The following is a 26334-nucleotide window of genomic DNA, read 5'->3' as shown; positions in this document are numbered from 1 at the left end:
GGCTCGCTTACGCCGCACCGCCCAGCAACGCGGCGTTACCGCCCGCCGCGGTGGTGTCGACACAGACGTGGCGTTCACCCAGAACGCGCGCCCGATCAGGCCGGCCAGGGATCAGCGGCAGAATAGGACCGTCGCGACGGGCCAGATGGCATTCGATGTCACGTCCGGTGTCATCATCGCCCCACCACAGAACGCCTGAGATATTGGCGACGTTTTCCAGCCGGTGCAGGTCCATCATCCCGCTCGCACGGATGGCGGTACCGCCCAGCGCTTCGACCGCTTCGGCCTGCGCCTGCGCGGCCTCGGGACCTGGTCCCATGCACAGCAGGGGCGCACGTGGGAATTCGCTCAGCCGGTTGGATTCGCCGGTCGGGCCGGGCAGGGATCGGGTGCGGACGGCAGCGGGCCGGCCCTGTGGGGCGGGCAGATCGCCCATGGCGCTGGTCCACTCGGCCGTGCTGATCTGACGGTCCGGTGCGCAGAAACGGGTCATGTAGTTCGGGCCACCTGCCTTGGGGCCGGTGCCTGATAGACCTTCGCCGCCAAAGGGCTGAGACCCCACAATGGCACCGATCTGATTGCGGTTCACATAGATATTGCCCGCATGAACGGCCTCGGTGATGTGTTGCACGCGGTCGTCGATACGGGTGTGCAGGCCGAAGGTCAGCCCATAGCCCGTGGCGTTGATGTCAGCGATGACCTGGTCCAGTTCCGAGGCCTTGAACCGCGCGACATGCAGAACGGGGCCAAAGATTTCGCGCTCCAGCGCCTTAATGCCCGGGACTTCGATCAGGGTCGGTGCGATGAACGTGCCCTCGGGCGGGGTGGGCACCTCTTTCAAAGCTCGCCCTTCGGCGTGGGCTTTAGCGATATGATCGGCAATGCCCTGGCGCGCGGCCTCATCAATCACGGGGCCGCAATCGGTCGACAGCAGCCAAGGGTCGCCGACCTGCAACGCCTCCATCGCGCCGGTCAGCATGGTCAGAAGATCTTCGGCGATGTCCTCCTGCACGTAAAGACAACGCAGGGCCGAGCACCTTTGTCCCGCCGATTGAAACGCGCTTTCGATGATGGATTGCACCGCCTGTTCCGGCAGGGCCGTGCTGTCCACGATCATTGCGTTCAACCCGCCGGTTTCCGCGATCAACGGTGTGCCAGGGCGCAGGTTTTCCGCCATCGCTGCGCGGATTATCAGCGCGGTGGCGGTCGAGCCGGTAAAAGCCACCCCGGACACGCGCGCGTCCGAGGTAAGCGCGGCCCCGACGGATGGCCCGCCCGGCAGCAGTTGCAGCGCGTCGCGCGGCACGCCGGCCTCATGCATCAGTTGCACGGCGCGGTGTGCGATCAATGGCGTCTGCGGTGCGGGTTTGGCCAGAACCGCGTTGCCAGTGGCCAGTGCCGCCGAAATCTGGCCGGTGAAAATCGCCAGTGGAAAGTTCCATGGGCTGATGCAGGTGAAGGTACCAGCCGGTTCAGCATCTGGAATATTTGCCGCGTAATAACGCAGGAAATCGACCGCCTCGCGCAGCTCTGCCACCGCATCGGGCAGGGATTTTCCCGCCTCGCGGGCCAGCAGGGCGAACAGTTCGCCATAGTGAACCTCATACAGATCGGCGGCTGCGTTCAGGATACGCGCACGATCTGCGGCAGATGCTTGCCACGGGCAGGCCGAGGCCAGAGCCAGTTCAACGTCACGCGCGCTGGCGGGGGCTACGGCGCCGGGCCGATCCTGCGGGTGCGCGGGGTTCACAATTGGCTCGTCTGCCTCAGGATGCGCGTCCGCAGACAACAGGGGTTGCGCGTACCAGTGGTGCGCCCGAAAGGCATCGCGGGCGGCGTCGATCCGGTCAAGCGTCGGGGTGTGCTGCAGATCGAATCCGTGCGAGTTGGGCCGCTCGGGCTGAAACAGCTCGGGGCCAGTGGGCAGGGGCAGCACGGACGCGCGGATCGCATCGAACGGGTCTGCGGCGACCTCTTCCGGGGGCACAGTGTCATCCACGATCTGGTTGACGAAGGAAGAATTCGCGCCGTTTTCCAACAGCCGCCGCACCAGATAGGCCAGAAGATCCCGGTGCGCGCCCACCGGAGCGTAAATCCGGCAGCGCGTGTTGCTTTGATCCTTGACGATCTGGTGCAGGGTCTCGCCCATGCCATGCAGGCGCTGAAACTCGAACGGTTGGGTGTCGGCCATATGCAGGATCGCGCTGACCGTATGGGCGTTGTGGGTCGCGAATTGCGGGTAGATCCGGTCGGTCATACCCAGCAGCTTGCGCGCATTGGAGATATACGAGATGTCCGTCGCCGATTTGCGTGTGAACACGGGGAACCCATCCACGCCTTCGACCTGCGCGCGCTTGATCTCGGTATCCCAATAAGCGCCTTTGACCAGCCGGACCATCAGCTTGCGGTCATGGCGTTCGGCCATGTCATAAAGCGTGTCCAGCACCAGCGCGGCGCGCGGCCCATAGGCCTGAACCACGATCCCGAACCCATCCCAACCGGCCAGCGCAGGCTCGGCCAGGACGGCCTCGATCACTTGCAGGGACAGTGACAGGCGGTCGGCCTCTTCGGCGTCGACGTTCAGACCCATCCCCGCCGATTTCGCCAACAGGGCCAGCGACCGCAGGCGGGGAACAAGGTCTTTCATCACCCGCTGTTCCTGCGCCAGTTCATAGCGAGGGTGCAGCGCCGACAGTTTCACCGAAATCCCCGGGTTGGCGCGGATGTCATCATGGTTGCAGGCATCAGCGATGGCCGCAATCGCCCGCGAATAAGACAGGTGATAGCGGGCAGCATCGGCTTCGGTGCGCGCAGCCTCGCCCAGCATGTCGTAGGAATAGGTGTACCCTTTCGCCTCCATCCCGGCGGCGCGGTCCATGGCAGACCGGATGGTTTCGCCCAAAACGAACTGACGGCCCATTTCCTTCATCGCGCGCCCGACGGCGGTGCGGATCACCGGCTCACCCAGCCGTTTGATCGCCCCGCGCAGGGCGCTGACCGGGGATGTCTTGCCTTCGTCCAGAACCTTGCCTGTCAACATCAGCGCCCAGGTGGACGCATTGACCAGCGATGACGAGGATTGCCCCAGATGTTTACCCCAGTCCGACGGCGCGATCTTATCCTCGATCAGGGCATCAATCGTGTCGGCGTCAGGTACGCGCAACAACGCCTCGGCCAGACACATCAGCGAAACGCCTTCATCGGTGGACAGGCCGTATTCAGCCAGAAACACCTCCATCATACCCGGTGAGGTGCCCGCGCGGATGTCGCGCACCAACTGTGCCGCTGCCGTGCAGATGGCAGAGCGGTCGGCGTCTGACAGATCGGCCTGTGTGGTCAGGTGATCCAGAATGCTGGACTGATCAACATAGGTCTGACCGTCGATATGGGTGCGCAGGCTGTGTGACATGTTTCCTCCGGGCTTTTGATGAGTATACAGTCGATTTTTCAGGACAATCGCCTTAAGTTTGACATTTGGTAGGTAAATGACCTGAAATAATGAGGAATCATGATGCAAAACGGCGGCCCTGACCTGGATCGGTTTGACCGGGCAATCCTGACGATTCTGGCCGAGGACGGGCGCATTTCCGTGGCCGACCTTGCGCGGCGCATCGGATTGTCAAAATCGCCAACTCAAGCACGTGTGAAAAGACTTGAAGCAGATGGTATCATCACCGGATATCGCGCTTTGCTGGACCCCATTCGCCTTGGGCTTGACCATGTCGCCTTTGTCGAGGTGCGCATGACCAACACGCGTGAGAGGGCGCTGGCCGAGTTCAACGCGGCGGTGCGCAAAGTGCCCGAGATCGAGCAAGCCCATATGATTGCATCGAATTTTGACTATCTCCTTAAAATTCGTACCGGATCAATGTCGGAATACCGCGCGGTTTTGGCCGAGAAGATCTCCTCCCTTCCACATGTGGCCAGCACATCGACCTTTGTCGCGATGGAGGCGGTGAAAGAGACGGGCGTATCTGGCGCGATTGATGGGGTGGGTTGACGAAAAGCGCGCGTGCGTCACCATTGCAGAATGAAACAGTTTGCCATTGCTTCCATCCTGCTCTTAGCAACCACCGTAGCGGCCCGGTCCGAGGATTGCCCGGTCGCGCCGGATCACAGCGCAGACGTCAGCGGCGTCATCGCGCAAATCCAACAAGCCGAGAATGAACAGGCTGCCCGCGCTTTGAACAACCAATTGTGGGAGCTTTGGACCGACGCGCCGGATGAAAGCGCGCAGGCGGTGCTGGATCGGGGCATGACGCGCCGCAACGCGTGGGATTTGCTGGGCGCGATCGAGGATTTCGACAAGCTGATAACCTATTGCCCATCTTATGCCGAAGGCTACAACCAGCGCGCCTTTGCCCATTATCTGCGGCAGGATTTTCAGGCGGCGTTGCCTGATCTGGACAAGGCTATTGAGCTGTCCCCGAACCATGTCGCGGCAATCAGCGGTCGGGCGCTGACCCTGCTGGGGCTACAGCGTGTCGATGAGGCGCGCGAGGCTTTGTCTCAGGCGTTGGAACTGAACCCCTGGCTGTCTGAGCGCCACCTTATGGCGCCCGGAGGGCCGCTGGCGCCGCCGGGCGAAGATATCTGAGACGTAAAACACCCCCGAACCACAAAGGCCGGGGGTGTTTCGATTACGCAGGCTTAACCCACCAAACCGTTGTCGGTGCGCTTGATTGCGATGACCGACGAACGTGGCGTGCCGCCATCGGGCCAGTTGCTGCCCGGATGCTGGATGCCAACAAACATCGTACGCAGATCGGCGGACCAGGCCAGACCTGTGACCTCGCACCCGTTCGGGCCGGTCATAAAGCGTACGATTTCACCGGTGACCGGATCGCCAACCAGCATCTGGTTGTTACCGTTACCGGCAAAGTCGTCCTCGTTGTCGTCATTGCCGTCGGTCTGAATCCAGATCAGCCCGGTCGTGTCGATGACCATACCGTCGGGTGAGTTGAACAGGTTGCCCTCGTTCACGTTTTCCGAACCGGCACGATCATCGGAATGCACGGTCGGGTTGCCCGCCATCACGTACAGGTCCCAATCGAAGCCTTCCGCCGCGTGATCATCATTGGCCGGGCGCCAGCGCACGATCTGACCGTATTTGTTGGCCTCACGCGGGTTGGGGCTGTTGACAGATGTATCGTCACCCCCTGCGTTTGGTTTCACGCCACGGTTTTTGTTGTTGGTCAGACAGCAGTATGCCTCGACCGCAACGGGGCTGGACGCCACCCATTCGGGGCGGTCCATGGTGGTGCCGCCAGCCTTTGACGCCGCCATACGGGTGAAGATCAGGATTTCAGCCGCATCCATACCTGTGGTTTCCGGCGTCAGGGCCAGCCATTCGCCCGTCATGTCGTCGTTGAAACGGGCGACATACAGCGTGCCATCGTTCAGCAGACCTTCGGTTTCAGCGCCGGGCTGATAGGTGCCGTTCGAGACGAATTTATACAGGTATTCCCCGCGTTCATCATCGCCCATGTAAACAACTACACGACCATCAGCGGCCAGCGTCACCTCGGCGTTTTCGTGTTTGAAACGACCCAGGCCGGTGTGTTTGACCGGGGTGCTGTCCGGGTTGGTCGGGTCGATTTCGACGATCCAGCCCACGCGGTGCGGCTCGTTCGGGGTTTTCGATGTGTCGAAACGTGGATCAAACAGCTCGTATCCGTTCCAGCTTTCGGCTTTGACGCCGTAGCGTTTGAAGCCATCCGCGACCTTCTGATCATAGCTGGTGTTTTCGTCCGACGCGCCGAAATAGCCGTTAAAATTCTCTTCACAGGTCAGGTAGGTGCCCCAGGGCGTCTTTCCCGCGCCACAGTTGTTCATTGTGCCCAGTGCGTTGGTGCCGGTCGGATCAGCCTGCGTTTTCAGCAGATCGTGACCCGCCGCAGGGCCAACGATTTTCACCGGCGTGTTGTGGTGAATGCGGCGGTTGAAGGGGCTGTCCTTGACAACTGACCAACCTTCGGGGCCTTCCTTGATTTCCATGACGGTCACGCCCTGAATGTTCTGAAGTTTCAGAACATCATCGGCGCTGGCCGGAACACCCTCTTGCGATGCCGGCAGGTTGATTTTGCGGTTCGGGTATTCGTGGTTGATCGCGATCAGCTCATGACCCTGAAAGGAAAACGTCTCCATCCCGTCGGTGTTTTCGCCAAAGATCTTGTCCGAATTCTCAACCGCGCCACCGTCAGTCAGGTCGTACCCATCCGCGTCCGCAAACAGCGGGTCACCCCAGCGGGCCAAAACCTTCCATTCATAGCCTTCCGGCACATGCACAGTGCCGTCAGTTTGCGCGGCAATCGGGGTGAACGCAAAGCGGGACGCGGCCAGCGCCTGCGCCGAGGTCGCGCCCATCAGGCCCGCGCCCATCGCGGCGGCACCTGAACCAAAAGCCACGATACCGCCCAGGAAACCACGGCGCGAGATGGCGCTTTCGACCACGCGGTCAAAGTCGTTTTCCTCGGGGCGGGGAAAGTGCAGTTCGTCCCAGTCGTCGGCGGACAGGGTGGTGGGGTCGACGTCTTTCATGGATGGCTCCTGGCTGTCTTTTGAAGTTTGATGTGCGGGATTTAGGCGGGATGTGTGACAACTGGTTAACAATCGGATTAAGGGAATTCGCCATCGCGCGAAAAAAATATATCTTCGCGTGCGGAATCCCACTGCTCCGCGGAAAAAGCGAAGTGATCAAAGGGGCTTAGTAATTATTCTGCCAATTCGATCACATTGTCGTTGATGATTGTCTGCGATGCGACGGGTCAGCGCAATCGCTGACCCGTCGCATCGAACCGATAGGCTTTGTCCGGCGCGAAAGCGAACCGCAGATCCTGACCTTCAGAGATCGCGTGCTGGCCAAACAACCTTGCGGTCACAGTGTGCTCGTCAATCTTGGCGATGACGTTGGTATCACCGCCCAGCTTTTCGACATGGCTGACGCGAACGGCAATCGGGCCTTCGTCGGACAGGAACAGATCCTCGGGGCGAATCCCGATGGTGTTTTGCCCGCCGTCCGGCAGTAATCCTTCGGGCAGGAAATTCATTGATGGTGATCCCAGAAACCCGGCAACAAATTGATTGACGGGGTTGTTGTACAATTCCATCGGGCTGCCAATCTGTTCGACTCGCCCGTCGCGCAGAACGACGATCTTGTCGGCCAGGGTCATGGCCTCGGTCTGGTCGTGGGTCACATAGATCATCGAAGCATCCAGCGCCCGGTGCAGATTGGCAATCTCGATCCTTGTGTTCATGCGCAGGGCGGCATCCAGATTTGACAGCGGTTCATCAAACAGGAACAGCTTGGGCTCGCGCACAATTGCGCGGCCAATGGCGACACGCTGGCGTTGCCCACCCGACAGCTCGGACGGGTAGCGATCCAGATAGGGTTCAAGGTTCAGCATCCGGCTGGCAACATCCACGCGCTTTTCGATCTCGGATTTGGATTGCTTTTCCTGCTTCAGCGCCAGCGTCATGTTCCCCCTGACGCTGAGATGCGGGTACAGCGCATAGCTTTGAAACACCATCGCGATCCCGCGCTTGGACGGTGGCACCAGATTGACCTGCTGACCGCCGATGCCAATTTCACCGGATGACGCATCCTCAAGCCCCGCGATCACGCGTAGCAGGGTGGATTTCCCACAGCCAGAGGGGCCGACAAAGACGACAAACTCGCCCTCATCCACTTCTAGCGTGATGTCCTTGAGGACATGCACATTGCCAAAGGATTTATTCACGTTGCTCAGCGTCAGGGCGGTCATGGCGCGGGCTCCTCAAGGGAAACGGGTTGGCCGGTGCGGATGCTTTGATCCGCGGCCAGACAAATGGCGAGGGATTGAACCGCGTCGTTCATGTGACGGGTCAGGTCGATATCGTTGGTGATGGTACGCAGCATGAATGCCTGCTCGGCGTTGCACAGGTCCTGATGGCCGGGCTCATCCGGCATCTCGATGGTTCGGTCGCCTTGCGAGGTGTGAATCGAAAGCCCGCCCACTTTGGTGTGGCCGTCGATGTCGGACGATGCACCCTTGTTCCCATCGGTGATGGAGACCGAGCCGTTTGGCGACACGATATCTTTCACAAAGAACGCGGTTTCGGACATCATCGGGCCCCAGCCCGCCTCATACCACCCGACCGAGCCGTCGGCGAATACCACCTGAAACTGGCCATAGTTATACATGTCTTCGGCGATTTCGTCCGACAGGCGCAGGCCCATTCCGTGTACGCGAACGGGCTGCGCATCGGTGATCTGGCACATCACGTCGACGTAATGCACGCCGCAATCGACAATCGGAGAAGTCGTCTGCATCAGCGCCTTGTGTGTTTCCCATTCCGCGCCCGAAGATTGCTGGTTCAGGTTCAGCCGAAACACATAAGGTCCGCCCAGATTGCGCGCCTCATCAATCAACCGCACCCATGACGGGTGGTGGCGCAGGATATAGCCGACGACCAGCTTGCGATTCAGCCGCTTGGCCGCCGCAACCACGCGGCGCGCATCAACAACATTGGTGGCCAGAGGTTTTTCGACAAAAACATGGGCACCCGCCTCCATCGCGGCACAGGCATAATCGGCATGGCTGTCGGAATAGGTGGCGATCACGACCAGATCAGGCTTGGTCTCGGCCAGCGCCGTTTCAAAGTCCGAATAGGCCGGGTAATCTGCCAGCTCCGGATGGTCTACTTGCCCGGATCGGTTCACCAGCCCAACGATCTGCGCATCGGGGTGATGGTGATGGGCCAACGCGTGGCTCAACCCCATATTGCCAAGGCCTGCGATCAGAACACGGGTCATTTCACTGCTCCGGATGTGATGCCGCGAATAAGCTGGCGCGAAAAGATGATGTACAGGATCAGGACTGGCAGGATCGCCATGGAAAGGGCAGACAGCACCGCATTCCAGTCAGTGACGAACTGACCGATGAAGACCTGGCTGCCCAGAGTCAGCGTCTTGGTCTCTTCTGCCGGGGCCAGGATCAGTGGGAACCACAGATCGTTCCAGATCGGGATCATGTTGAACACCGCCACAGTGGCCATGGCAGGGCGGACCAAAGGCAGCACTAGGCGGAAAAAGATCGTGTATTCCGACAGCCCGTCAATGCGCCCGGCGTTCTTCAGGTCGTCGCTGACTTGTCGCATGAATTCCGAAAGGATGAACACTGCCAGCGGTAAGCCTTGGGCCGTATAGACCAGGATCAATGCCCACAGGGTATTCACTAGCCCGGTCGCCACCATCATCTCGAGGATCGCCACTGTCCCGATGCGGATCGGGATCATGATGCCCAATGCCAGATACAGGCCCATCAGCAGATTGCCCCGAAACTGATATTCGGACAGCGCATAGGCAGCCATCGCGCCAAACAGCAGGATAAAGAACAGCGACGCGACCGTGACGATCATCGAGTTCTGGAAGTACAGGAAAAAATCGCCCTGCTTCATCACCGTCTGGTATCCGATCAGCGAAAAGCTGTCTGCGTTGGGCAGGGCCAGTGGTTCCCGAAAGATTGCGCGCCGTGTTTTGAAACTGTTGATCAGGATCACAAACACTGGAAACAACGCGACCAGCGTGTACAGGATCAACGCGCCGTGCATGGCGACGACGTTGAACGGGTTTTGGCGTGCTTTGTTCATCACGTGGCCCTCATAGCTGATACCGGCGCATCCGGGTCTGGATGCCAAACAGGTAGATACACACGCCCACTAGGATGATGGCGAACATCGCCCCAGCAATGGCCGATCCCATGTGCGGATCACCCAGTTGCAACTGGAAACCAAAGAACGTGCGGTACATGAACGTGCCCAAAATGTCGGTCGAGAAATCCGGGCCGGCCAGCGCGCCCTGTGACGCATAGATCAGGTCGAACGCGTTGAAATTACCCACAAAGGTCAGGATCGAGATGATGCCGATCGACGGCAGGATCAGCGGCAGCTTGATCTTCCAGAACGCCGAGGCACCGGTGATCCCGTCAATCTCACCCGCTTCCAGAATTTCTTCGGGGATGGTCAGCAGGGCCGCATAGATCAGCATCATCGGGATGCCGACAAACTGCCAGACCGAGATCAGCGCCAGCGTCGTCAGGGCATATTCCTCTTTCCCCAGCCAAGGCGCGAACAGTGATTTCAACCCGATGGCGTCCAGCATAGATGGTGCGATGCCCCAGATCGGCGACAGGATCAGTTTCCAGGCAAAGCCAACGATCACAAAGCTCAGGATGGTGGGAATGAAGATCGCCGACCGATACAGCGCGGCAAACCGCAGGCGCGGGTGGCTGAGAAGCGCGGCCAAGGCGATGCCGATGGGGTTCTGCACCAGCATATGAATCAGAAAAAACCAAAAGTTGTTCCCCAGCGCATTCCAGAATTGTTCTGACCAGATCGGATCGAAGAACAGGGTCCGAAAGTTTTGCAACCCGACAAACACGCGGGTCTGGTCAACCTCGGTGAACAGCGCCAGACGCAGCGTGTTGAACAGCGGGAAAATCATCACCGCCGTATAAACAAGAACAGCCGGTGCAAGGAACACGACGATATGCCAGCGGATGCGGGGGCGGTTCATGGGATTGCTTTCAATGGGGTGTCGGGATTATCCGGGCGATCCACGCCGCCCGGATAGGGTTCGATCAGATGATTATTGATGCGGCGCGTACCATGACGCCAGACCTTCCTGCAGTTCGGCACCCAGTTCGGCCGGGGTGCTGGTGCCCTTGATGGCCGCCACAGATGCGCCCCAGGTATCGTTTTCCAGGTTCGGCGTGCCGCGCGACAGGATCTGATAGGTCGAGCGGATGGTGGATTCACATTCGCCACGCCAGCCGACAAACTCTTTCGCCAGCGGGTCTTGCAGATCGACCGGCGTGTCAGACAGCGGGAAGAATCCGGGCAGGGCGTTGCCGAAGATCTCGGCGAATTCCGGGCTGGCGACCCAGGCCAGGAATGTCTCGGCCGCTTCGGGGTGCTCGGTTGCGGCGTTCATGCCGATGCCGATGTCAGTGTGATCCGAGATATAGCAGGTGTCGCCAGCGTTCTGCACCGGCGGCTTGAACGCGCCCATCTCAAAATCGGCCTGCGCGTTAAAGCCCGAGATTTCCCAAGACCCCGCCGGGTAGATCGCAGCGCGGCCGAGGGTAAAGATGTTCTGGCTGTCGGGATAGGTCTGTGCCTCGTACCCGTCGCCCAGATACTCGCCCCAGCGAGCCAAAGTGGCGTAGGGCGCGGTCCAGGCCTCATCTGTCAGCTTCTGTTCGCCCGCGATCAGCGCCTGGCGACCTTCTTCGCCTTTCCAGTAGTTAGGGCCAATGTTGTTGTAACCCATCGTGGCGGCTTCCCACTGGTCGTTGGTGCCCATGGCCATCGGGACATAAGTGCCGTCTTCGCGGATCTTGTCGAGCGCGGCAAAGAATTCATCCTCGGTTGTCGGGGCCTCGATACCCAATTCGGCAAAGGCGTCCTTGTTGTAGATGAAGCCATGGATCACCGAGGCCATCGGAACGCAGAAGCTGGCCGAACCATCATCGGTCTGCCAGGCCGATTTGGCCACGTCCGAGAAGTTGCCCATTGCCTCGACCCCGGACAGGTCGGTCAGATGCCCGGCCTCATACAGCGCCAATGACGCATCGAACGGGCGGCAGGTGATCAAATCGCCGGCTGAACCCGCATCCAGCTTTGAATTCAGAACGGCATTATATTCCGCCGGGGCGGACGGGGTGAAATTGATCTTGATCCCGGGGTGTTTCGCTTCGAATGCGGGGATGATCTGATCCTGCCACAGGGTCAGGTCATCGTTGCGCCAACTTTCGATCGTCAGCGTCACATCTTCGGCGTATGCGGTTGTCGCCATCAGGGTGGTGCCAAGTAAGGCCAGTTTCAGGCTTCTGCGTGTCATTTTCATTCTCCCAGTTGGTTCGTAGTTATGTCTCTGTTTCCAATGCCTTGTTCAGAATTCCCCCGGTCGCGCGCAGCCGCGCTGCCGCATCCGTCAGGGACAGGCCGCGCGCCGCGATCAGAACCGCAGGCTTCACGTCCCCGTTGGCGGCATCCAGCGCGTGTTGCGCGGCGTCCGCGTCAACATTGGCGATACGGGCGACAATGCCGGTTGCGCGGGCGCGTAGTTTTTCATTGTCAGCCCGCAGATTTACCATCATCCCGCCATGTACATGGCCAAGCTCCAGCGCCATCAGCGATGACAGCATGTTCAGGGCGATCTTCTGCGCTGTGCCCGCGCCCATGCGTGTCGACCCCGAGATTAGCTCGGGCGGGGTGGCCAGCAAGATCGGGATATCTGCGCCCAATAACAGCGGGCTGTCCGCGTTGTTGGCGATCCCGAGAATGGTTGCGCCGGATGCGCGCGCGATTTCGCTCCCGGTCAGCGTGTACGGGGTCGAGCCGCTGGCTGACACCGCAACCACCGTGTCCCGCGCCTGTAGTGAACTAAGTGCCTGGGCAAGGTCACCGGCGGCATCCTCGGCCCCGCCGGGCATTTCGACCCCGGTCGGCAGGCCGCCTGCCATGTGTATCTTTAATTGAGAGGGAGAGATTGAGAAGGTGCCACCCAGCTCTTGCGCATCCGCCGCCGCCATCAGGCCGGAAGACCCGGCCGCCACATAGTGCAGAACCCCGCCCGAGCGTATGGTGCTGGCCATCGCTTTGGCCCCATCCGCGATGGCGCCCAATGCGGCACGAACCGATGTTGCGGCGGCAATCTGCCCCTCGACCAGGGCCTGCGCCGAAGCGGTCAGATCGCTTCGGTCCAGAATGGCCGAGGCGTCATGCAGTTGTTCGGTTGACGGCAGCGTCAAAAGAATCTCCCCTCCCAGGTGTTCCCGATACAATACCTATTCAATACCACTTGTCTACAAATTTATTATACTGGTCTTGGTGGTCGTATTTTTCGTTTTAGGGCGAATTTTTTCATCAACTCTGGTGATTTCAGGCTTTCGCAGTGAGAAAAGGTATTATAATGGTATTGTCATGACTGAGTCTCGGATCAGCGCTGTAATGGCTGTGGATGGCGGTGGAACGCGCTGCCGCGTTGCCTGTAGGATTGGCGACACCTTTCATAGTGTCGAAACGGGTGCGGCCAATGTTTCGACCGATTTTGATGGCGCGCTTGTTCAGATCAAAGCTGGGATTGAAGACTTGGCCGGTGTGCTTGGCGTCAAGGTTCGGGACATGATCAAATGGCCCGCTTTCGTCGGGCTGGCCGGTGTAACCGATGCGCGGATGGCGGATCGCCTGCGGGCCGCGTTGGGGCTGACGAACGCGCGGATAGAAGATGACCGCCCTGCGGCATTGCGTGGGGCCCTTGGTGCGCAGGACGGCGTGATTGCGCATTGCGGCACCGGATCTTTCCTTGCAGCGCAGCAGGATGGTGTGATGCGGTTTGCCGGGGGCTGGGGATCGGTTCTTGGGGATGAGGCATCGGCCCAGTGGGTCGGGCGGCGCGCGTTGTCTGCGGCGCTTTGCGCATATGATGGCACGCAAGTCGACACCGGACTGACGCAGAAACTGTTGGCGGACCTGCATGGCCCGGCTGGTATCGTGCGCTTTGCGGGTGCTGCGACACCCGCCCAGTTCGGGGCGCTTGCGCCGGATGTGACTGCGGCGGCCCGGTCTGGTGATCAGGTCGCCCAGCTGATCATGCGGGCTGGGGCCGACTATATCGCGGGTATCGCAAAACAACTGGGTTGGCAGGCTGGCAAGGCGATTTGCCTGACGGGGGGCATTGCGATGCAATACGCAGATTACCTGCCTACCGATATGCAATCCGCCATCCGCCCACCCTTGGGTGAGCCGCTGACAGGGGCGCTGGCGTTGGCAGCGGAGGTCCGGCATGAGCATCACTGAATTCCTGCGCGCCGACTTGTGGCTGACACCGGAAAATGGTCCGCGATACGTCCAGTTGCGGCGTAGGTTGCAAGAGGGGATCGACACCGGTGTGCTTGCCCCAAATGCGTCGCTGCCATCGGAGCGTGAACTGGTCGAAATTACGGATCTGTCACGCGTCACGGTACGGAAGGCCATTCAGGAGCTTGTTCAGGAAGGTGTGATCGAACAGCGTCAGGGGTCGGGGTCTTTCATTCGCGAACGGATGCCGCGCGTCGAGCAATCGCTAAAGCATCTGACCTCATTCACTGAGGATATGGCGAGCCGGGGGATGCAAACCACGTCCAAATGGTTGGAGCGTGGGGTATTTGCCCCAACCGCCCAAGAGGTAAAGGCGCTGAGCCTGTCGGATGGAGAGCAGATTTCCCGCATCTACCGCTTGCGCGAGGCGAACGGCCGCCCCTTGGCGCTGGAACGCGCTGCCCTGCCGTTGGACATCCTGCCGAACCCGATCGAGGTGACCACCTCGTTGTATGAAGTTCTGGATGGTCTGGGCAGGCGTCCGGTGCGCGCGGTGCAGAAGATTTCGGCGCTTAACCTAGCGGCGCGCGAGGCCGAGCTTCTGGATGTACCAGAAGGGGCCGCCGGACTAAATATCGAGCGTGTCTCCTTCCTCAAAAACGGGCGGGTCGCCGAACTGACCCGGTCGCTATATCGCGGTGACGCCTACGATTTTGTCGCCGAATTGCGGTTGTAACCGGAAAGGCCGGAAGTTCATGACGGAACACAGTTCGAAGATGCGTCAGGAGGTCCTTGAGATACCCGATGCCGTTGAAAGATTACTGACCCAGGGTGCTGCCAACATTCAGCAGGCGGCAAGCAAGGTGCGGGACGCGGACCCGCAGTTTCTGATCTCGGTGGCGCGGGGGTCATCCGACCACGCCTGCACCTATCTGAAATACGCCAGTGAGCTGCTGATGAACCTACCCGTCGCCTCGGTCGGGCCGTCGGTCAGTTCGATCTATGGCGTTGATCTAAAGGCAAGGGGGGCCTTATGCCTTTCGGTGTCTCAGTCAGGGCAAAGCCCGGACATCGTGGGTATGACGCGATCCCTGAAATCCTCGGGCGCGGTGACGGTTGCGATTACCAACGCCACGGGGTCACCCTTGGCCGATGCCGCCGATGCGGTGTTGCCCCTGCACGCCGGGCCAGAGCTGAGTGTGGCCGCCACCAAGACCTTTGTCACCTCTCTGGTGGCCGGGCTTTGGTTGCTGGCGGAAATCAAGGGGGACGTCGAACTTAGCAAAACCCTTCATACTTTACCCAACCACCTGAAACAGGCGGCGCAATGTGACTGGTCGGCAGCGGCTGAAACGATTACCGGCAGGTCGTTGTTTACGCTAGGGCGCGGGCCGTCTTATGCGATGTCCTGCGAAGCGGCATTGAAGATCAAGGAAACCTGCCAGATTCACGCCGAAAGCTATTCGGCGGCTGAGGTTCTGCATGGGCCGGTCTCAATCGTTGAGGAAGGATTTCCAACGATTGTTTTTGCCGCCCGTGACGCCGCAGAACAGGCCACTGCCGAAGCTGCGGATGCGCTGGCGGACAAGGGCGCGACGGTGTTCGCTGCGACGGACAAGGTGGCGCGCGCGCACAGCCTGCCGGTGACGCGCACCGATCACTGGCTGACGGACCCGATCAGCGTTATCACCTCGTTCTACAGCATGATTGAGGCCGTGGCGCGCAGCCGGGGCATCGACCCGGACGCCCCTCGGCATCTGAAAAAAGTGACGGAGACCGTATGACCACAGGCACGGTAGCATTTCGGAACGGACCCGTCTTTGACGGCGCGCGTTTGCTGTATGGCCGCGCGATCCTCTTTCGCGATGGCGCATCGGCCGAAATCCTGCCTGAATCCGAGTTGCCGACCGAAGGGCGGGTGATTGACCTGAACGGGGACATCCTCAGCCCCGGTTACGTTGACCTGCAGGTCAACGGCGGCGACGGCGTCATGTTCAACGATGATCCGTCGGTTGAGACGATCCGCCGGATCACCAGCGCGCACCGCCGATTGGGGGTGGCGTCCCTGTTGCCCACGCTGATCACCGACACGGCAGAAAAAACACAGGCGGCGATAAAGGCCGCGATACAGGCGGTGCGCCAAGGCGTGCCCGGTGTGGCGGGCCTGCATCTTGAGGGGCCGCATCTGTCGGTTGCCCGCAAGGGGGCCCATGACGCGGCGCTGATCCGACCCATGGAAGATGCGGATCTGACCGCACTGATCGCGGCAGCAAGTGAACTGCCGTGCCTCAAGGTCACCATCGCCCCCGAGGCGGTTTCGGAACAGCAGGTTAAGACGCTTGCCGATGCCGGAATCCTGATTTCATTGGGGCACAGCGATGCGGACTTTGCCACCTGCCAGCGGTACGCCGAGGCAGGCGCGCGCTGTGTAACCCATCTGTTCAACGCCATGAGCCAGCTTGGAAACCGAGAGCCGGGCGTGGTCGGCGCAGCGCTTGCCAATGGCGGCTTGTCGGCGGGTTTGATCGCCGATGGCATCCACGTCCACCCCGAAGTGATGCGGGCCGCGTGGGCCGCCAAAACCCAGCCGGGGCGGATATTTTTGGTCAGCGACGCCATGGCCGTGGCGGGCACAGAGCAAACCGAATTCCGGTTGGAAGGCCGCCGGATCACCCGAACCGACGGGCGGCTAACCCTGGAAGACGGGACGCTGGCCGGGGCCGATCTTGACCTGACAACCGCGTTGCGGGTGTTGGTTCATCAGGTCGGTGTGCCGCTACAGGATGCGCTGTTTGCCGCCACAACCTATCCTGCGCAGTTGATAGGTTTGCCCGGCGCGTCACAACTCAATTTCAATTCGATGATCCGGGTGTCGGCTGACCTCCAATCATGTGCCTGGCTTTCAGCGGCCCAGTAATAAGCGTGATGCCTGGGGGCACTCGAACTGCCCTGCGTTGCCGTTTGAATGCGTCAGCAGCAGCGCGCGGCAAAATTGAATTCCGCGCGCGAACGACGCTTGACGACACCAGACGCATCGCTTAAACCGACCCCCGTTGAGCGGGCGTTGTGTAGTGGTAAGACCTTAGCCTTCCAAGCTAATGACGCGGGTTCGATTCCCGCCGCCCGCTCCAGATCATCCCCCAAATTCTGCGTCAAATGGCCCTTTCGGGCGGTGATTTCGCGCCCCGCCGCTTGACCCCGTGTGCTGCTGCCGCCAAGAAGCGATCAACAAGTCCGAATATGACGTAAGGGCCAGACATGGCAAGAACCACCTCCGCCAGCCCAGCAAGCAAACCTGCCCCCGGTGCCAGCGAAGAGCGCGCAGGTTCGAAGAAGATTGGCATTCTGTCGTCGCTGTGGCCGTTCATGAAGCCTTACCGGATGTTGATGATTGGCGCGACGATGGCGCTGACGTTGACTGCCAGCATGACCCTGACCTTGCCGCTGGCAGTGCGCCGCGTGGTAGATAATTTCCGCATCGAAGATGGTGAGCTGCTGGATTGGTACTTTCTGGCTGCGCTGGTCATTGCTGCGGTTCTGGCTGTCGGAACCGGCATCCGCTATGCGCTGGTCACCCGGCTGGGTGAACGGGTGGTGGCCGATATCCGCAAGGCCGTGTTCGACCGCGTGATCGGGATGAGCCCAGAGTTCTACGAACGCATCATGACCGGCGAAGTCCTAAGCCGGATTACCACCGACACCACCCTTATTCAGTCGGTTCTGGGATCGTCCGTGTCCATTGCCCTGCGCAATATGCTGATGTTCATCGGCGGGCTGGTTCTGATGCTGCTGACCTCGGCCAAGCTGACGGGCATGGTGTTGCTGCTGATTCCGCTGGTTGTGGTGCCCATTCTGGTGCTTGGGCGTCGCCTGCGGGTGATCAGCCGCGAAAATCAGGACTGGATCGCGGCCTCGTCCGGCAATGCGGGTGAGGCGCTGGGCGCGGTCCAGACCGTGCAGGCGTTTACCCACGAACAGGCCAGCCGCAAGCAGTTCGGTGACATGACCGAGACATCTTTTGTCGTCTCGTTGCGGCGTATTCAAACGCGCGCTGTTTTGACGGTTATCGTGATCTTTCTGGTGTTCTCGGGCATTGTCGGCGTGTTGTGGATGGGGGCAAACGATGTCCGCAACGGCGTGATGACCGAAGGGGTTCTGATCCAGTTCGTGATCTATTCGATCATCATGGCCGGTTCCGTGGCAGCCCTGTCCGAAATCTGGAGCGAGCTGCAACGCGCGGCAGGCGCGACTGAACGTCTGGTCGAATTGTTGAACGTCCAGGACACGGTGATCGACCCTGCCTCGGCAAAGGCTCTGCCAGTGCCGGTCCGGGGTGAGATCCGCTTTGACGATGTCACCTTTCGCTATCCGGCGCGCCCGGATGTGGTGGCGCTGGATCACCTGTCCTTGCGGGTCAGCCCCGGTGAAACCGTGGCCTTTGTTGGCCCCTCTGGTGCCGGTAAAACAACCGTCATCCAGATGATCCAGCGGTTCTATGACCCCGATGCGGGGCGCGTCAGCCTGGATGGTGTCGATCTGCGCGATCTGGATCGCGCCGATTTCCGCAGCCATATGGCGCTGGTTCCGCAAGACCCGACCATTTTTGCGGCCTCGGCCCGTGAAAACATCCGGTTTGGCCGATTGGACGCAACCGATGCCGAAGTCGAAGCCGCCGCTCGGGCGGCCGCCGCGCATGATTTCATCTCGGCCCTGCCCGAAGGGTATGACAGCTTTGTCGGTGAACGCGGTGTCATGTTGTCAGGCGGTCAAAAACAGCGCATCGCCATCGCCCGCGCAATCCTGCGCGATGCGCCGGTGCTGCTGCTGGACGAGGCGACCTCGGCGCTGGATGCCGAAAGCGAACGGGCGGTGCAGGGTGCGGTTGACCAGATGCGGGCCGGGCGCACCACGCTGATCGTGGCACACCGTTTGGCGACCGTGAAAAAAGCCGACCGGATAATTGTGTTGGAGGCCGGGCAGATCGTGGCGCAGGGCACCCATGATGACCTTGTGACGCAAGACGGTCTGTATGCCCGATTGGCCCGGCTTCAGTTCACCGACGGTGTCGCCGCCGAGTGACTTGACGTTTGGGCAAGCCGCGACCGCCGCTGCGTAAATCTACAAAATTACCTCTGCTGTCGCTATGCCCTTGCTTGCACATGCGCGGTTTTGCTTCCATCCTGACGTGGAAAACAAACCCGTGCATGACATGGGAGACGATAAGGGAGGAACCGCATGGCCTTTGTGGGCGTAGAAGACAAAGCGAGGATTGAGCAGGAAATGTCGTGGGAGGATCGGGATGTTCCGGTCACATTCCACCAGATGCTGTCCCGCACAACGGACAAGTTTCCGAACAATGATGCGATCAGCTTTCAGCTGATGTCGGGCCCGAAGGACAAGGCCGAAACGCTGACCTGGTCCCAACTGCTGGGCAAGGTCAATCAGGCAGCGAACCTGTTCCGCTCGTTGGGGATTGGGGAAAAGGACGTTGTTGCCTATGTGCTGCCCAATTGTAATGAAACGCTGATCACCATGATGGGCGGGGCCGTTGCCGGGATCGTCAATCCGATCAACCCGCTGCTTGAGCCCGAACAGATCGCCGCCATCCTGCGCGAAACCGGGGCCAAGGTTGTGGTGACGCTCAAGGCCTTTCCCAAAACCGATGTGGCGCAAAAGGTCGAAGAGGCGGTACGCCACGCGCCCAAGGTCAACACCATTCTTGAGATTGATCTGAACCGATATCTGACACCGCCCAAATCCTGGCTGGTGCCCTTCCTGCGCCCCAAGATGGGGGATAAGGAACACCTGGCGCACGCCGATTACAAGGATTTCAATCAGGAACTGGCCAAACAGCCCACGACGCTGACCTTTGAGGACAGCAAGGAAGACCGTGTTGCCTGTTACTTCCACACCGGCGGTACGACCGGGATGCCCAAGGTGGCGCAGCACAAGTATTCCGGCCTGATCTACAACGGCTGGCTGGGCAGTACGCTGATGTTCTCGGACGAGGATGTGATCATGTGCCCGCTGCCCATGTTCCACGTCTTTGCGGTGCATGTGATCATGATGGCCGCTGTGGCGTCCGGGGCGCATGTGGTGTTCCCGACACCTGCCGGATATCGCGGAGACGGGGTGTTCGACAATTTCTGGAAACTGATCGAACGCTGGAAAATCTCGTTCATCATCACCGTGCCCACCGCGATTTCCGCCAAGATGCAGCGTCCGGTGGATGCGGATATCTCAAGCGTGAAAACCGCGTTCTCGGGCTCGGCACCGTTGCCGGTTGAACTGTTCCGCCGCTTCGAAGAAGCCACCGGTGTCACCATCGTCGAAGGTTATGGTCTGACCGAGGCGACATGTCTGGTGTCCTGCAACCCGGTGGATGGCGAAAAGAAAATCGGGTCAATCGGGATTCCCTTCCCCTATACGGATGTCAAAATTCTGCATGACGGCCCCGATGGGCCCAAGGAATGCGCCGCTGATGAGATTGGTGAGATCTGTATCTCGAACCCCGGGGTGTATGCGGGCAACACCTATACCGAGGTGGACAAGAACACGAACCTCTATCACTTCGACAAATATCTGCGCACCGGCGATCTGGGTCGGTTTGACGAGGACGGCTATCTGTGGATCACCGGCCGCGCCAAAGACCTGATCATCCGGGGTGGTCATAACATCGACCCGGCGGAAATCGAAGAGGCCCTGCTGGGTCACGATGCGGTAGCCTTTGCTGGTGCCATCGGACAGCCGGATTCCCACGCAGGCGAGGTTCCCTGTGCCTTTGTCGAACTGGTCGATGGGGCCAGCGTGACCGAGGCGGAACTGATGGAGTTCTGCAAAGTGCACGTACATGAACGCGCAGCGCAGCCGAAACATCTGACGATCCTGTCCGAACTGCCGAAAACTGCGGTCGGTAAGGTCTTCAAGCCAGAATTGCGCAAACAGGCGATCACGCGGATCTACGACAGCGCGCTGGAAGAGGGTGGCGTTACCGCGCGGGTCTCGTCGGTCATCGACGACAAGAAGCGTGGACTTGTTGCGCAGCTTGACGCGAACGGTTCCTCCGAGGACGATGTCAACAAAGTGCTGGGATCGTTCACCCGACCGTGGGAATGGGCCGCCTGATCAGGAGGTGATATGGATTATGAACGTCTGATCGACGAAGAGACATGGGCGTTCATAAGACGAACGGCTGAAAGTTACCCCGACGATGCGGTCGATCTGTCAGTCGATGATCAGCGGCGGGTGTATGACGCAATGTGTCAGAGCTTTCGCCAACCTCGACCCGCAGGTGTGGAAACGCAGGACAGGCCCGCCGATGGCGTGCCTGTCCGGGTCTATTCTGCCGGTGATCCAACGCGGACCGTTGTCTATTTTCATGGCGGCGGTTTTGTTGTCGGGGGGCTGGACAGCCACGATGATGTCTGTGCCGAGATTTGCGCGCAGACCGGGTATCGGATCGTCTCGGTCGATTATCGTCTGTGCCCGGAACATCTGCACCCGGCACAGTTTCAGGACGCCTGGACAGCGACAACCTGGGCCGCAGTGGAATTTGGCGACCCTTTGATTCTGGCAGGCGACAGTGCTGGGGGTAACCTGGCAACTGCAGTGGCACATCACGCGCGTGGACGTCTGGATAATGTGCTGGGTCAGGTTCTGATCTATCCGGGCTTGGGCGGCGACACATCGCAGGGATCATACGTGGAACACGCCCATGCGCCGCTTTTGACACTGGATGATATCCTGTTCTATGAGAAATTGCGCAGTGGCGGCCCGGTTCCGGAAAACGATCCCAGCTTTGCGCCGCTGCACGACACGGATTTTTCCAATCTGCCGCCCACGGTTGTGGTGACGGCGGATTGCGACCCTTTGCGGGACGACGGGTCAGCCTATTGCAACAAGATCACCGCAGCAGGCGGACAGGCCCATTGGATCAATGAGCCCGGCCTTGTTCATGGCTATCTGCGCGCCCGTACGACAGTGAAACGCGCGGCCGACAGCTTTGAGAGGATCTCGGTCGGGATCGAAGCTTTGGGGCAGGGGATCTGGTCCTACGACTGACCCCCGCAACCCCTGTTACCAGGTCAGGAAAGACTTGGCTTTCATGGTCTCTGCCACCGGTGCGCCCATACGTCTGAGGATCGTGGGGGCCAGTTGCAACTGGTCGATCACGGTATCCGCGTCCGGGCCCTTGGCGTCGCCAAAGTAATACAGCGCCGTTTCCTGCTGCATCGGGCTGCGCCCACCGTGGTGGCCGCGTTCGTCCTGCCCGTGGTCGGCGGTCACGATTACCTCATAGCCCAATTGCCGCCAGCGTGTGATGAAGGGGGCCAGCATCTCGTCCATGACGAAACAGGCGTGATCCATTTCTTCGCAATCGTGGAAGAACCGGTGCCCCATACTGTCCAGCGTGCAGGTGTGCAGGATGCCGTAATCCAGCCCAAAGCGCAGACAAAGATTGGTCAGCGTGCCGAACAGGTCCACGTCGCAGGGCGTCATCTGATTGGCCTTGCCATAGCCGGTCATGCTGTGAAAACGGCCATGGTTGATGGTTTGGCTTTCGGGTTCGTCGTATTCGACATCGCGGACGTAATCGAACGGATGGCGGTTGAAAAATTGCGACCAGTAGCTGTGCGTCACAGCACCCGTGACGCCACCGCCCTCGCGCACCTGGCTGAACACGTCCTTGTGGCTTAACCGAAACACATTGCCATTGCCGGTGCAGCCATGTTCCTGCGGCGTCACACCGGTATGGATCGAGGCATAGCAACTGGCGGATGTCGACGGCAGGACCGCGCGCATCTTCCAGACCTGCGCTTCGCCGCTGTCGACCCAGCCTTCCAGGTTGCCGAACAAGCGGCGAAAGTTGCGCCAGGGGACGCCGTCCAGAACGATCAGTAGCAGTTTACGGTCCATGGTTCGATCTCGTGAAAAAATTGCGGTTTTGTCCGACCTAAGGGGATTCGTTTGCCTCCGGCCGTCAGTTCGCGCCCCCAATAGCAAAATCCCGACGCTTGTCATCATGCCAAGCGCCGGGATTTCAAAGTTTCATCAGCTTGTTACACTGCGGGGGGCAGATCAGTTTCCGGCGCTTTCCATCTTGCGGTGGGCGACGACCTCTTCCAGCCAGCCCAGATGCATCTCGGGGACCGAGCTGAGCAGCAAGTCGGTATAGTCGTCGAACGGCGGGCTCAGAACCTCGGATTTTGATCCATACCGCACCACGCGCCCCTGATACATCACCGCAATGCTGTCGCTGATTGCGCGGACCGTGGCCAGATCGTGGGTGATGAACAGATATGCCACATCCTCGATCTTTTGCAGGTCCAGAAGCAGCTTCAGGATGCCGTCCGCCACCAGTGGATCCAGCGCCGAAGTGACCTCATCGCAGATGATCAACTTGGGCTTGGCCGCCAGCGACCGGGCGATGCAGACACGCTGTTTCTGACCACCGGACAGTTCCGCCGGATAGCGATCCATGAACTTTTCGCCCAGCTCGATTTCGTCCAGCAATTCGATGATCCGCTTGCGTTTTTCAGCGCCGCGCATACCGAAGTAGAACTCCAGCGGGCGTCCGATGATCGTACCAACTGTCTGGCGCGGGTTCATCGCCACGTCAGCCATCTGATAGATCATCTGCAACTCGCGCAGGTCTTCGCGGTTGCGGCCCTTCAGATTGGGGCTGAGCTTGCGGCCGGCAAAGGTGATCTCGCCATCGCGCGGCGGCAGCAACCCGGTGATCACCCGCGCCAGTGTCGACTTGCCCGAGCCGGATTCGCCCACAACGGCCAATGTCTGCCCCGGATGAAGCTCGACATTGACGTTGTGCAACACGTCGAAGTTCAACCCCTTGTAGCGCGCGGTGATACCGTCAACGCTCAGCACCGGTTCTGGTGTGGGCTTTTTCTCTTCGTGTTCGATGGACCGAACCGAGACCAGCGCCTGGGTGTATCCCTCTTGCGGGTTGTTGATGATCTGGTCGGTGCTGCCGTATTCGACCATATCGCCCATTCGCAGGACCATGATGTCGTCGCTGACCTGCGCCACAACTGCCAGATCGTGGGTGATATACAGCGCGCCAACGCCAGTGTCGGCAATGGCCTCTTTGATCGCCATCAGGACGTCGATCTGTGTGGTCACGTCCAGTGCCGTCGTCGGTTCGTCAAACACCACCAGATCGGGTTCGGGACACAGCGCCAGCGCAGTCATGCACCGCTGCAACTGACCGCCCGAAACCTGGTGCGGATAGCGCTCGCCGATATTGTCCGGATCGGGCAGACCCAGCTTGGCAAACAGTTCGCGCGCACGACGCTCGGCCTCTTTGCGGCTGAACTTTTTCTGTTCGACCGCAGCCTCAACCACCTGATCCATGATCTTCTTGGCAGGGTTGAAGGATGCCGCCGCGGATTGCGAGACATAGGTAACCTCGCCCCCCCGCAGCTTGCGGATATCCCCGTGAGGAGATTTCAGGATGTCGCGCCCGTTGACCCAAACCTCGCCTCCGGTGATCTCGACCCCGCCCCGGCCATAGGCCATCGAGGCCAGACCGATGGTGGATTTGCCGGCCCCGGATTCTCCGATCAGCCCCAGCACCTTGCCGCGCTCAAGGTCAAAGCTGACCCCGTGCACGATCTCGATGTCATGGGGTTTCTCACCCGGCGGGTACACAGTCGCGCCGATCTTGAGGTCGCGGACCTTGAGAAGGGTATCACTCATCCCCGGCCTCCTTTCAGCGAAGTTGTACGGTTCAGGACCCAGTCAGCCACAAGGTTGACCGAGATCGCCAACGTCGCAATCGCCACGGCGGGGTACAGCGCCGCACCGATGCCATAAACGATGCCATCTTTGTTTTCCTTCACGATGCCGCCCCAATCCGCCAGCGGCGGCTGAACGCCCAGGCCCAGGAAAGACAGGGTCGAGACAAACAGAACCATGAAGATGAACCGCAGGCCCAGTTCTGCGACCAACGGTGACAGGGCGTTGGGCAGGACTTCGCGGAAGATGATCCAGGCCTGACGTTCCCCCCGCAGCTTGGCCGCCTCGACATAGTCCATCACGGCGATATCCACCGCAACCGCACGGGCCAGACGATAGACACGGGTCGCGTCCAGCAGGCCCATGACGATGATCAGCACCGGAATGGTGACCGGAACCATCGCCAGAACCACCAACGCCGAGATCAGGGTCGGGATCGACATGATCAGATCGACAAGGCGCGACATGACCTGATCAGCCCAGCCACCCAGAACGGCAGCCAGAAAGCCAAGGGTCGAGCCGGTCACAAAGCTGAGGATCGTCGCGGCAGTGGCGATGAAGATCGTCGTGCGGCCGCCATAGATCATGCGGCTCAGCAGATCGCGCCCGATATTGTCGGTTCCCAGCCAGAATTGCGAACTGGATGGCTCCCACACATCGCCGACAACTTCGGCCATACCGTAGGGGGCCAGCAGAGGGGCAAAGATGGCGATGATGAAATACAGGGCTGTAAAGGCCAGCCCGATCATTGCAGAGATTGGGATGTTCTTCATTTCGGATGCCTCAGCCTTGGGTTGGCCAGAATGGCAACGATGTCAGCAACCATGTTCAGTCCGATATAGATGGCGGCAAAAATCACACCGCAGGCCAGAACCACAGGCACGTCACGTTTGGTCACGTGATCCACCAGGTATTGTCCCATGCCGGGATAGACGAACACCACTTCAACCACGACGACACCGACAACCAGATAAGCCAGGTTCAGCATCACAACGTTGACAATGGGCGCAACCGCGTTGGGCAGCGCGTGGCGGTAGATGATCTTGAAATTGCTCAGACCCTTCAGTTCGGCCGTTTCCACATAGGCCGATTGCATCACGTTCAGGATCGCGGCCCGTGTCATGCGCATCATATGCGCCAGAACAACCAACGTCAGAACGATGACGGGCAAGGCAATGGAATTCAGCTTTTGGCCCAGTGTCATGCTGTCATTGATCATGGCCAGCGGTGAGAACATACCCAGCTTAACCGCAACGAAATAGACCAGAACATAACCGATCAGAAATTCGGGGATTGAAATGGTGGTCAGGGTCACGGCCGAGATCAGCTTGTCCGGCCAGCGGTTGCGATACCGCACGGCCAGAAGGCCCAGAAAGATGGCCAGCGGCACCGAAATGATGGCGGCCCAGAATGCCAGAAACAGCGTGTTGCCCAGACGGCCACCGACTGATTCAGCAATATCCAGTTTGTTGGTCAGGGAATGACCCAGATCACCCTGAACGATGCCTCCCAGCCACTCGAAATAGCGGGTCAGCGCGGGGCGGTCCAAGCCCATTTCTTCGCGCAGGTTTGCCAGGGCCTCAGGTGTGGCGGACTGCCCCAGGACGGCTTGCGCGGCGTCTCCGGGTAGGGCTTCGGTCAGGCCAAAAATAAGGGCCGAAGCGCCAAGCAGCAACAAGAGTCCCAGCGCAAGGCGCTGGGAAACCAATTTGATGATGGGATGCATAATCCTTGATC

21 protein-coding genes and 1 tRNA gene are annotated in these 26334 nt (G+C 60.0%); 10 read left to right on the top strand and 12 right to left on the bottom strand.

Annotated features, from left to right (window positions below; translation table 11 throughout):
* Window positions 1-7: 7 nt before the first annotated feature.
* Window positions 8-3409, bottom strand: coding sequence for a bifunctional proline dehydrogenase/L-glutamate gamma-semialdehyde dehydrogenase PutA (putA, locus tag JT51_RS04590; protein WP_037308347.1), 3402 nt, complete (start codon window positions 3407-3409; stop codon window positions 8-10).
* Between the two features lie 102 nt (window positions 3410-3511).
* Between putA and JT51_RS04585 the strand changes: the two genes are divergently transcribed.
* A complete protein-coding gene (locus tag JT51_RS04585; protein WP_037309495.1) occupies window positions 3512-4000 on the top strand; it encodes an Lrp/AsnC family transcriptional regulator in 489 nt (162 codons plus the stop codon).
* A 30-nt stretch (window positions 4001-4030) separates the two neighbouring features.
* A complete protein-coding gene (locus tag JT51_RS04580; protein WP_037308345.1) occupies window positions 4031-4597 on the top strand; it encodes a tetratricopeptide repeat protein in 567 nt (188 codons plus the stop codon).
* A 53-nt stretch (window positions 4598-4650) separates the two neighbouring features.
* Here JT51_RS04580 and JT51_RS04575 read toward each other — a convergent pair whose 3' ends face one another.
* The 7 genes from JT51_RS04575 to JT51_RS04545 form a co-directional block, all read right to left on the bottom strand.
* Window positions 4651-6540 (bottom strand): PhoX family protein, encoded by a 1890-nt coding sequence (locus JT51_RS04575; RefSeq protein WP_037308344.1) that lies wholly within the window; start codon window positions 6538-6540, stop codon window positions 4651-4653.
* Window positions 6541-6767: 227 nt separating this feature from the next.
* Window positions 6768-7763: an ABC transporter ATP-binding protein gene (locus JT51_RS04570; RefSeq protein WP_037308342.1), complete on the bottom strand. Its 996-nt coding sequence runs from the start codon at window positions 7761-7763 to the stop codon at window positions 6768-6770.
* Window positions 7760-8794: a Gfo/Idh/MocA family protein gene (locus tag JT51_RS04565; protein WP_037308339.1), complete on the bottom strand. Its 1035-nt coding sequence runs from the start codon at window positions 8792-8794 to the stop codon at window positions 7760-7762. Before JT51_RS04565 ends, JT51_RS04570 begins: the two co-directional genes overlap by 4 nt.
* Window positions 8791-9630 carry a carbohydrate ABC transporter permease gene (locus tag JT51_RS04560; protein ID WP_037308336.1) on the bottom strand — a complete coding sequence of 280 codons (840 nt, stop codon included), beginning with the start codon at window positions 9628-9630 and terminating at the stop codon, window positions 8791-8793. The genes JT51_RS04565 and JT51_RS04560 overlap by 4 nt, the downstream gene beginning before the upstream one ends.
* Window positions 9631-9640: 10 nt before the next feature.
* The gene (locus JT51_RS04555) at window positions 9641-10555 is read right to left on the bottom strand and encodes a carbohydrate ABC transporter permease (protein WP_037308333.1); all 915 of its coding nucleotides are present in this window, start codon (window positions 10553-10555) and stop codon (window positions 9641-9643) included.
* A 72-nt stretch (window positions 10556-10627) separates the two neighbouring features.
* Window positions 10628-11881 (bottom strand): ABC transporter substrate-binding protein, encoded by a 1254-nt coding sequence (locus tag JT51_RS04550; protein ID WP_037309492.1) that lies wholly within the window; start codon window positions 11879-11881, stop codon window positions 10628-10630.
* Between the two features lie 25 nt (window positions 11882-11906).
* Window positions 11907-12794 (bottom strand): N-acetylmuramic acid 6-phosphate etherase, encoded by an 888-nt coding sequence (locus JT51_RS04545; protein ID WP_037309489.1) that lies wholly within the window; start codon window positions 12792-12794, stop codon window positions 11907-11909.
* A 172-nt stretch (window positions 12795-12966) separates the two neighbouring features.
* Between JT51_RS04545 and JT51_RS04540 the strand changes: the two genes are divergently transcribed.
* The 8 genes from JT51_RS04540 (at window position 12967) to JT51_RS04505 (ending at window position 21903) form a co-directional block, all read left to right on the top strand.
* On the top strand, window positions 12967-13842 hold the full coding sequence (locus JT51_RS04540) for a BadF/BadG/BcrA/BcrD ATPase family protein (RefSeq protein WP_037308330.1): 876 nt from the start codon (window positions 12967-12969) through the stop codon (window positions 13840-13842).
* Window positions 13829-14578 carry a GntR family transcriptional regulator gene (locus tag JT51_RS04535; RefSeq protein ID WP_037308328.1) on the top strand — a complete coding sequence of 250 codons (750 nt, stop codon included), beginning with the start codon at window positions 13829-13831 and terminating at the stop codon, window positions 14576-14578. The genes JT51_RS04540 and JT51_RS04535 overlap by 14 nt, the downstream gene beginning before the upstream one ends.
* Before the next feature lie 19 nt (window positions 14579-14597).
* Window positions 14598-15626, top strand: a complete 1029-nt coding sequence (locus JT51_RS04530; RefSeq protein WP_037308325.1) for an SIS domain-containing protein — start codon at window positions 14598-14600, stop codon at window positions 15624-15626.
* On the top strand, window positions 15623-16759 hold the full coding sequence (gene nagA, locus JT51_RS04525) for an N-acetylglucosamine-6-phosphate deacetylase (protein ID WP_037308322.1): 1137 nt from the start codon (window positions 15623-15625) through the stop codon (window positions 16757-16759). Before JT51_RS04530 ends, nagA begins: the two co-directional genes overlap by 4 nt.
* A 140-nt stretch (window positions 16760-16899) precedes the next feature.
* Window positions 16900-16973 (top strand) — tRNA-Gly (locus JT51_RS04520).
* A 127-nt stretch (window positions 16974-17100) separates the two neighbouring features.
* The gene (locus JT51_RS04515) at window positions 17101-18921 is read left to right on the top strand and encodes an ABC transporter transmembrane domain-containing protein (protein ID WP_037308319.1); all 1821 of its coding nucleotides are present in this window, start codon (window positions 17101-17103) and stop codon (window positions 18919-18921) included.
* Between the two features lie 156 nt (window positions 18922-19077).
* Window positions 19078-20967, top strand: a complete 1890-nt coding sequence (locus tag JT51_RS04510) for an acyl-CoA synthetase (RefSeq protein ID WP_037308317.1) — start codon at window positions 19078-19080, stop codon at window positions 20965-20967.
* 12 nt (window positions 20968-20979) lie between these two features.
* On the top strand, window positions 20980-21903 hold the full coding sequence (locus tag JT51_RS04505) for an alpha/beta hydrolase (RefSeq protein ID WP_037308315.1): 924 nt from the start codon (window positions 20980-20982) through the stop codon (window positions 21901-21903).
* A 15-nt stretch (window positions 21904-21918) separates the two neighbouring features.
* Here the strand turns inward: JT51_RS04505 and JT51_RS04500 are convergent, their stop codons facing one another.
* The 4 genes from JT51_RS04500 to JT51_RS04485 form a co-directional block, all read right to left on the bottom strand.
* The gene (locus JT51_RS04500; RefSeq protein WP_037308311.1) at window positions 21919-22758 is read right to left on the bottom strand and encodes an alkaline phosphatase family protein; all 840 of its coding nucleotides are present in this window, start codon (window positions 22756-22758) and stop codon (window positions 21919-21921) included.
* Between the two features lie 162 nt (window positions 22759-22920).
* On the bottom strand, window positions 22921-24558 hold the full coding sequence (locus JT51_RS04495; protein WP_037308308.1) for an ABC transporter ATP-binding protein: 1638 nt from the start codon (window positions 24556-24558) through the stop codon (window positions 22921-22923).
* Window positions 24555-25370 (bottom strand): ABC transporter permease, encoded by an 816-nt coding sequence (locus tag JT51_RS04490; protein ID WP_037308306.1) that lies wholly within the window; start codon window positions 25368-25370, stop codon window positions 24555-24557. The genes JT51_RS04495 and JT51_RS04490 overlap by 4 nt, the downstream gene beginning before the upstream one ends.
* On the bottom strand, window positions 25367-26323 hold the full coding sequence (locus tag JT51_RS04485; protein WP_037308304.1) for an ABC transporter permease: 957 nt from the start codon (window positions 26321-26323) through the stop codon (window positions 25367-25369). The genes JT51_RS04490 and JT51_RS04485 overlap by 4 nt, the downstream gene beginning before the upstream one ends.
* Window positions 26324-26334 lie beyond the last annotated feature (11 nt).

It is taken from the genome of Ruegeria halocynthiae (assembly GCF_000743705.1).
Classification (GTDB): Bacteria; Pseudomonadota; Alphaproteobacteria; order Rhodobacterales; family Rhodobacteraceae; genus Ruegeria; species Ruegeria halocynthiae_B.
This window is presented reverse-complemented; position numbering and strand designations above follow the sequence as displayed.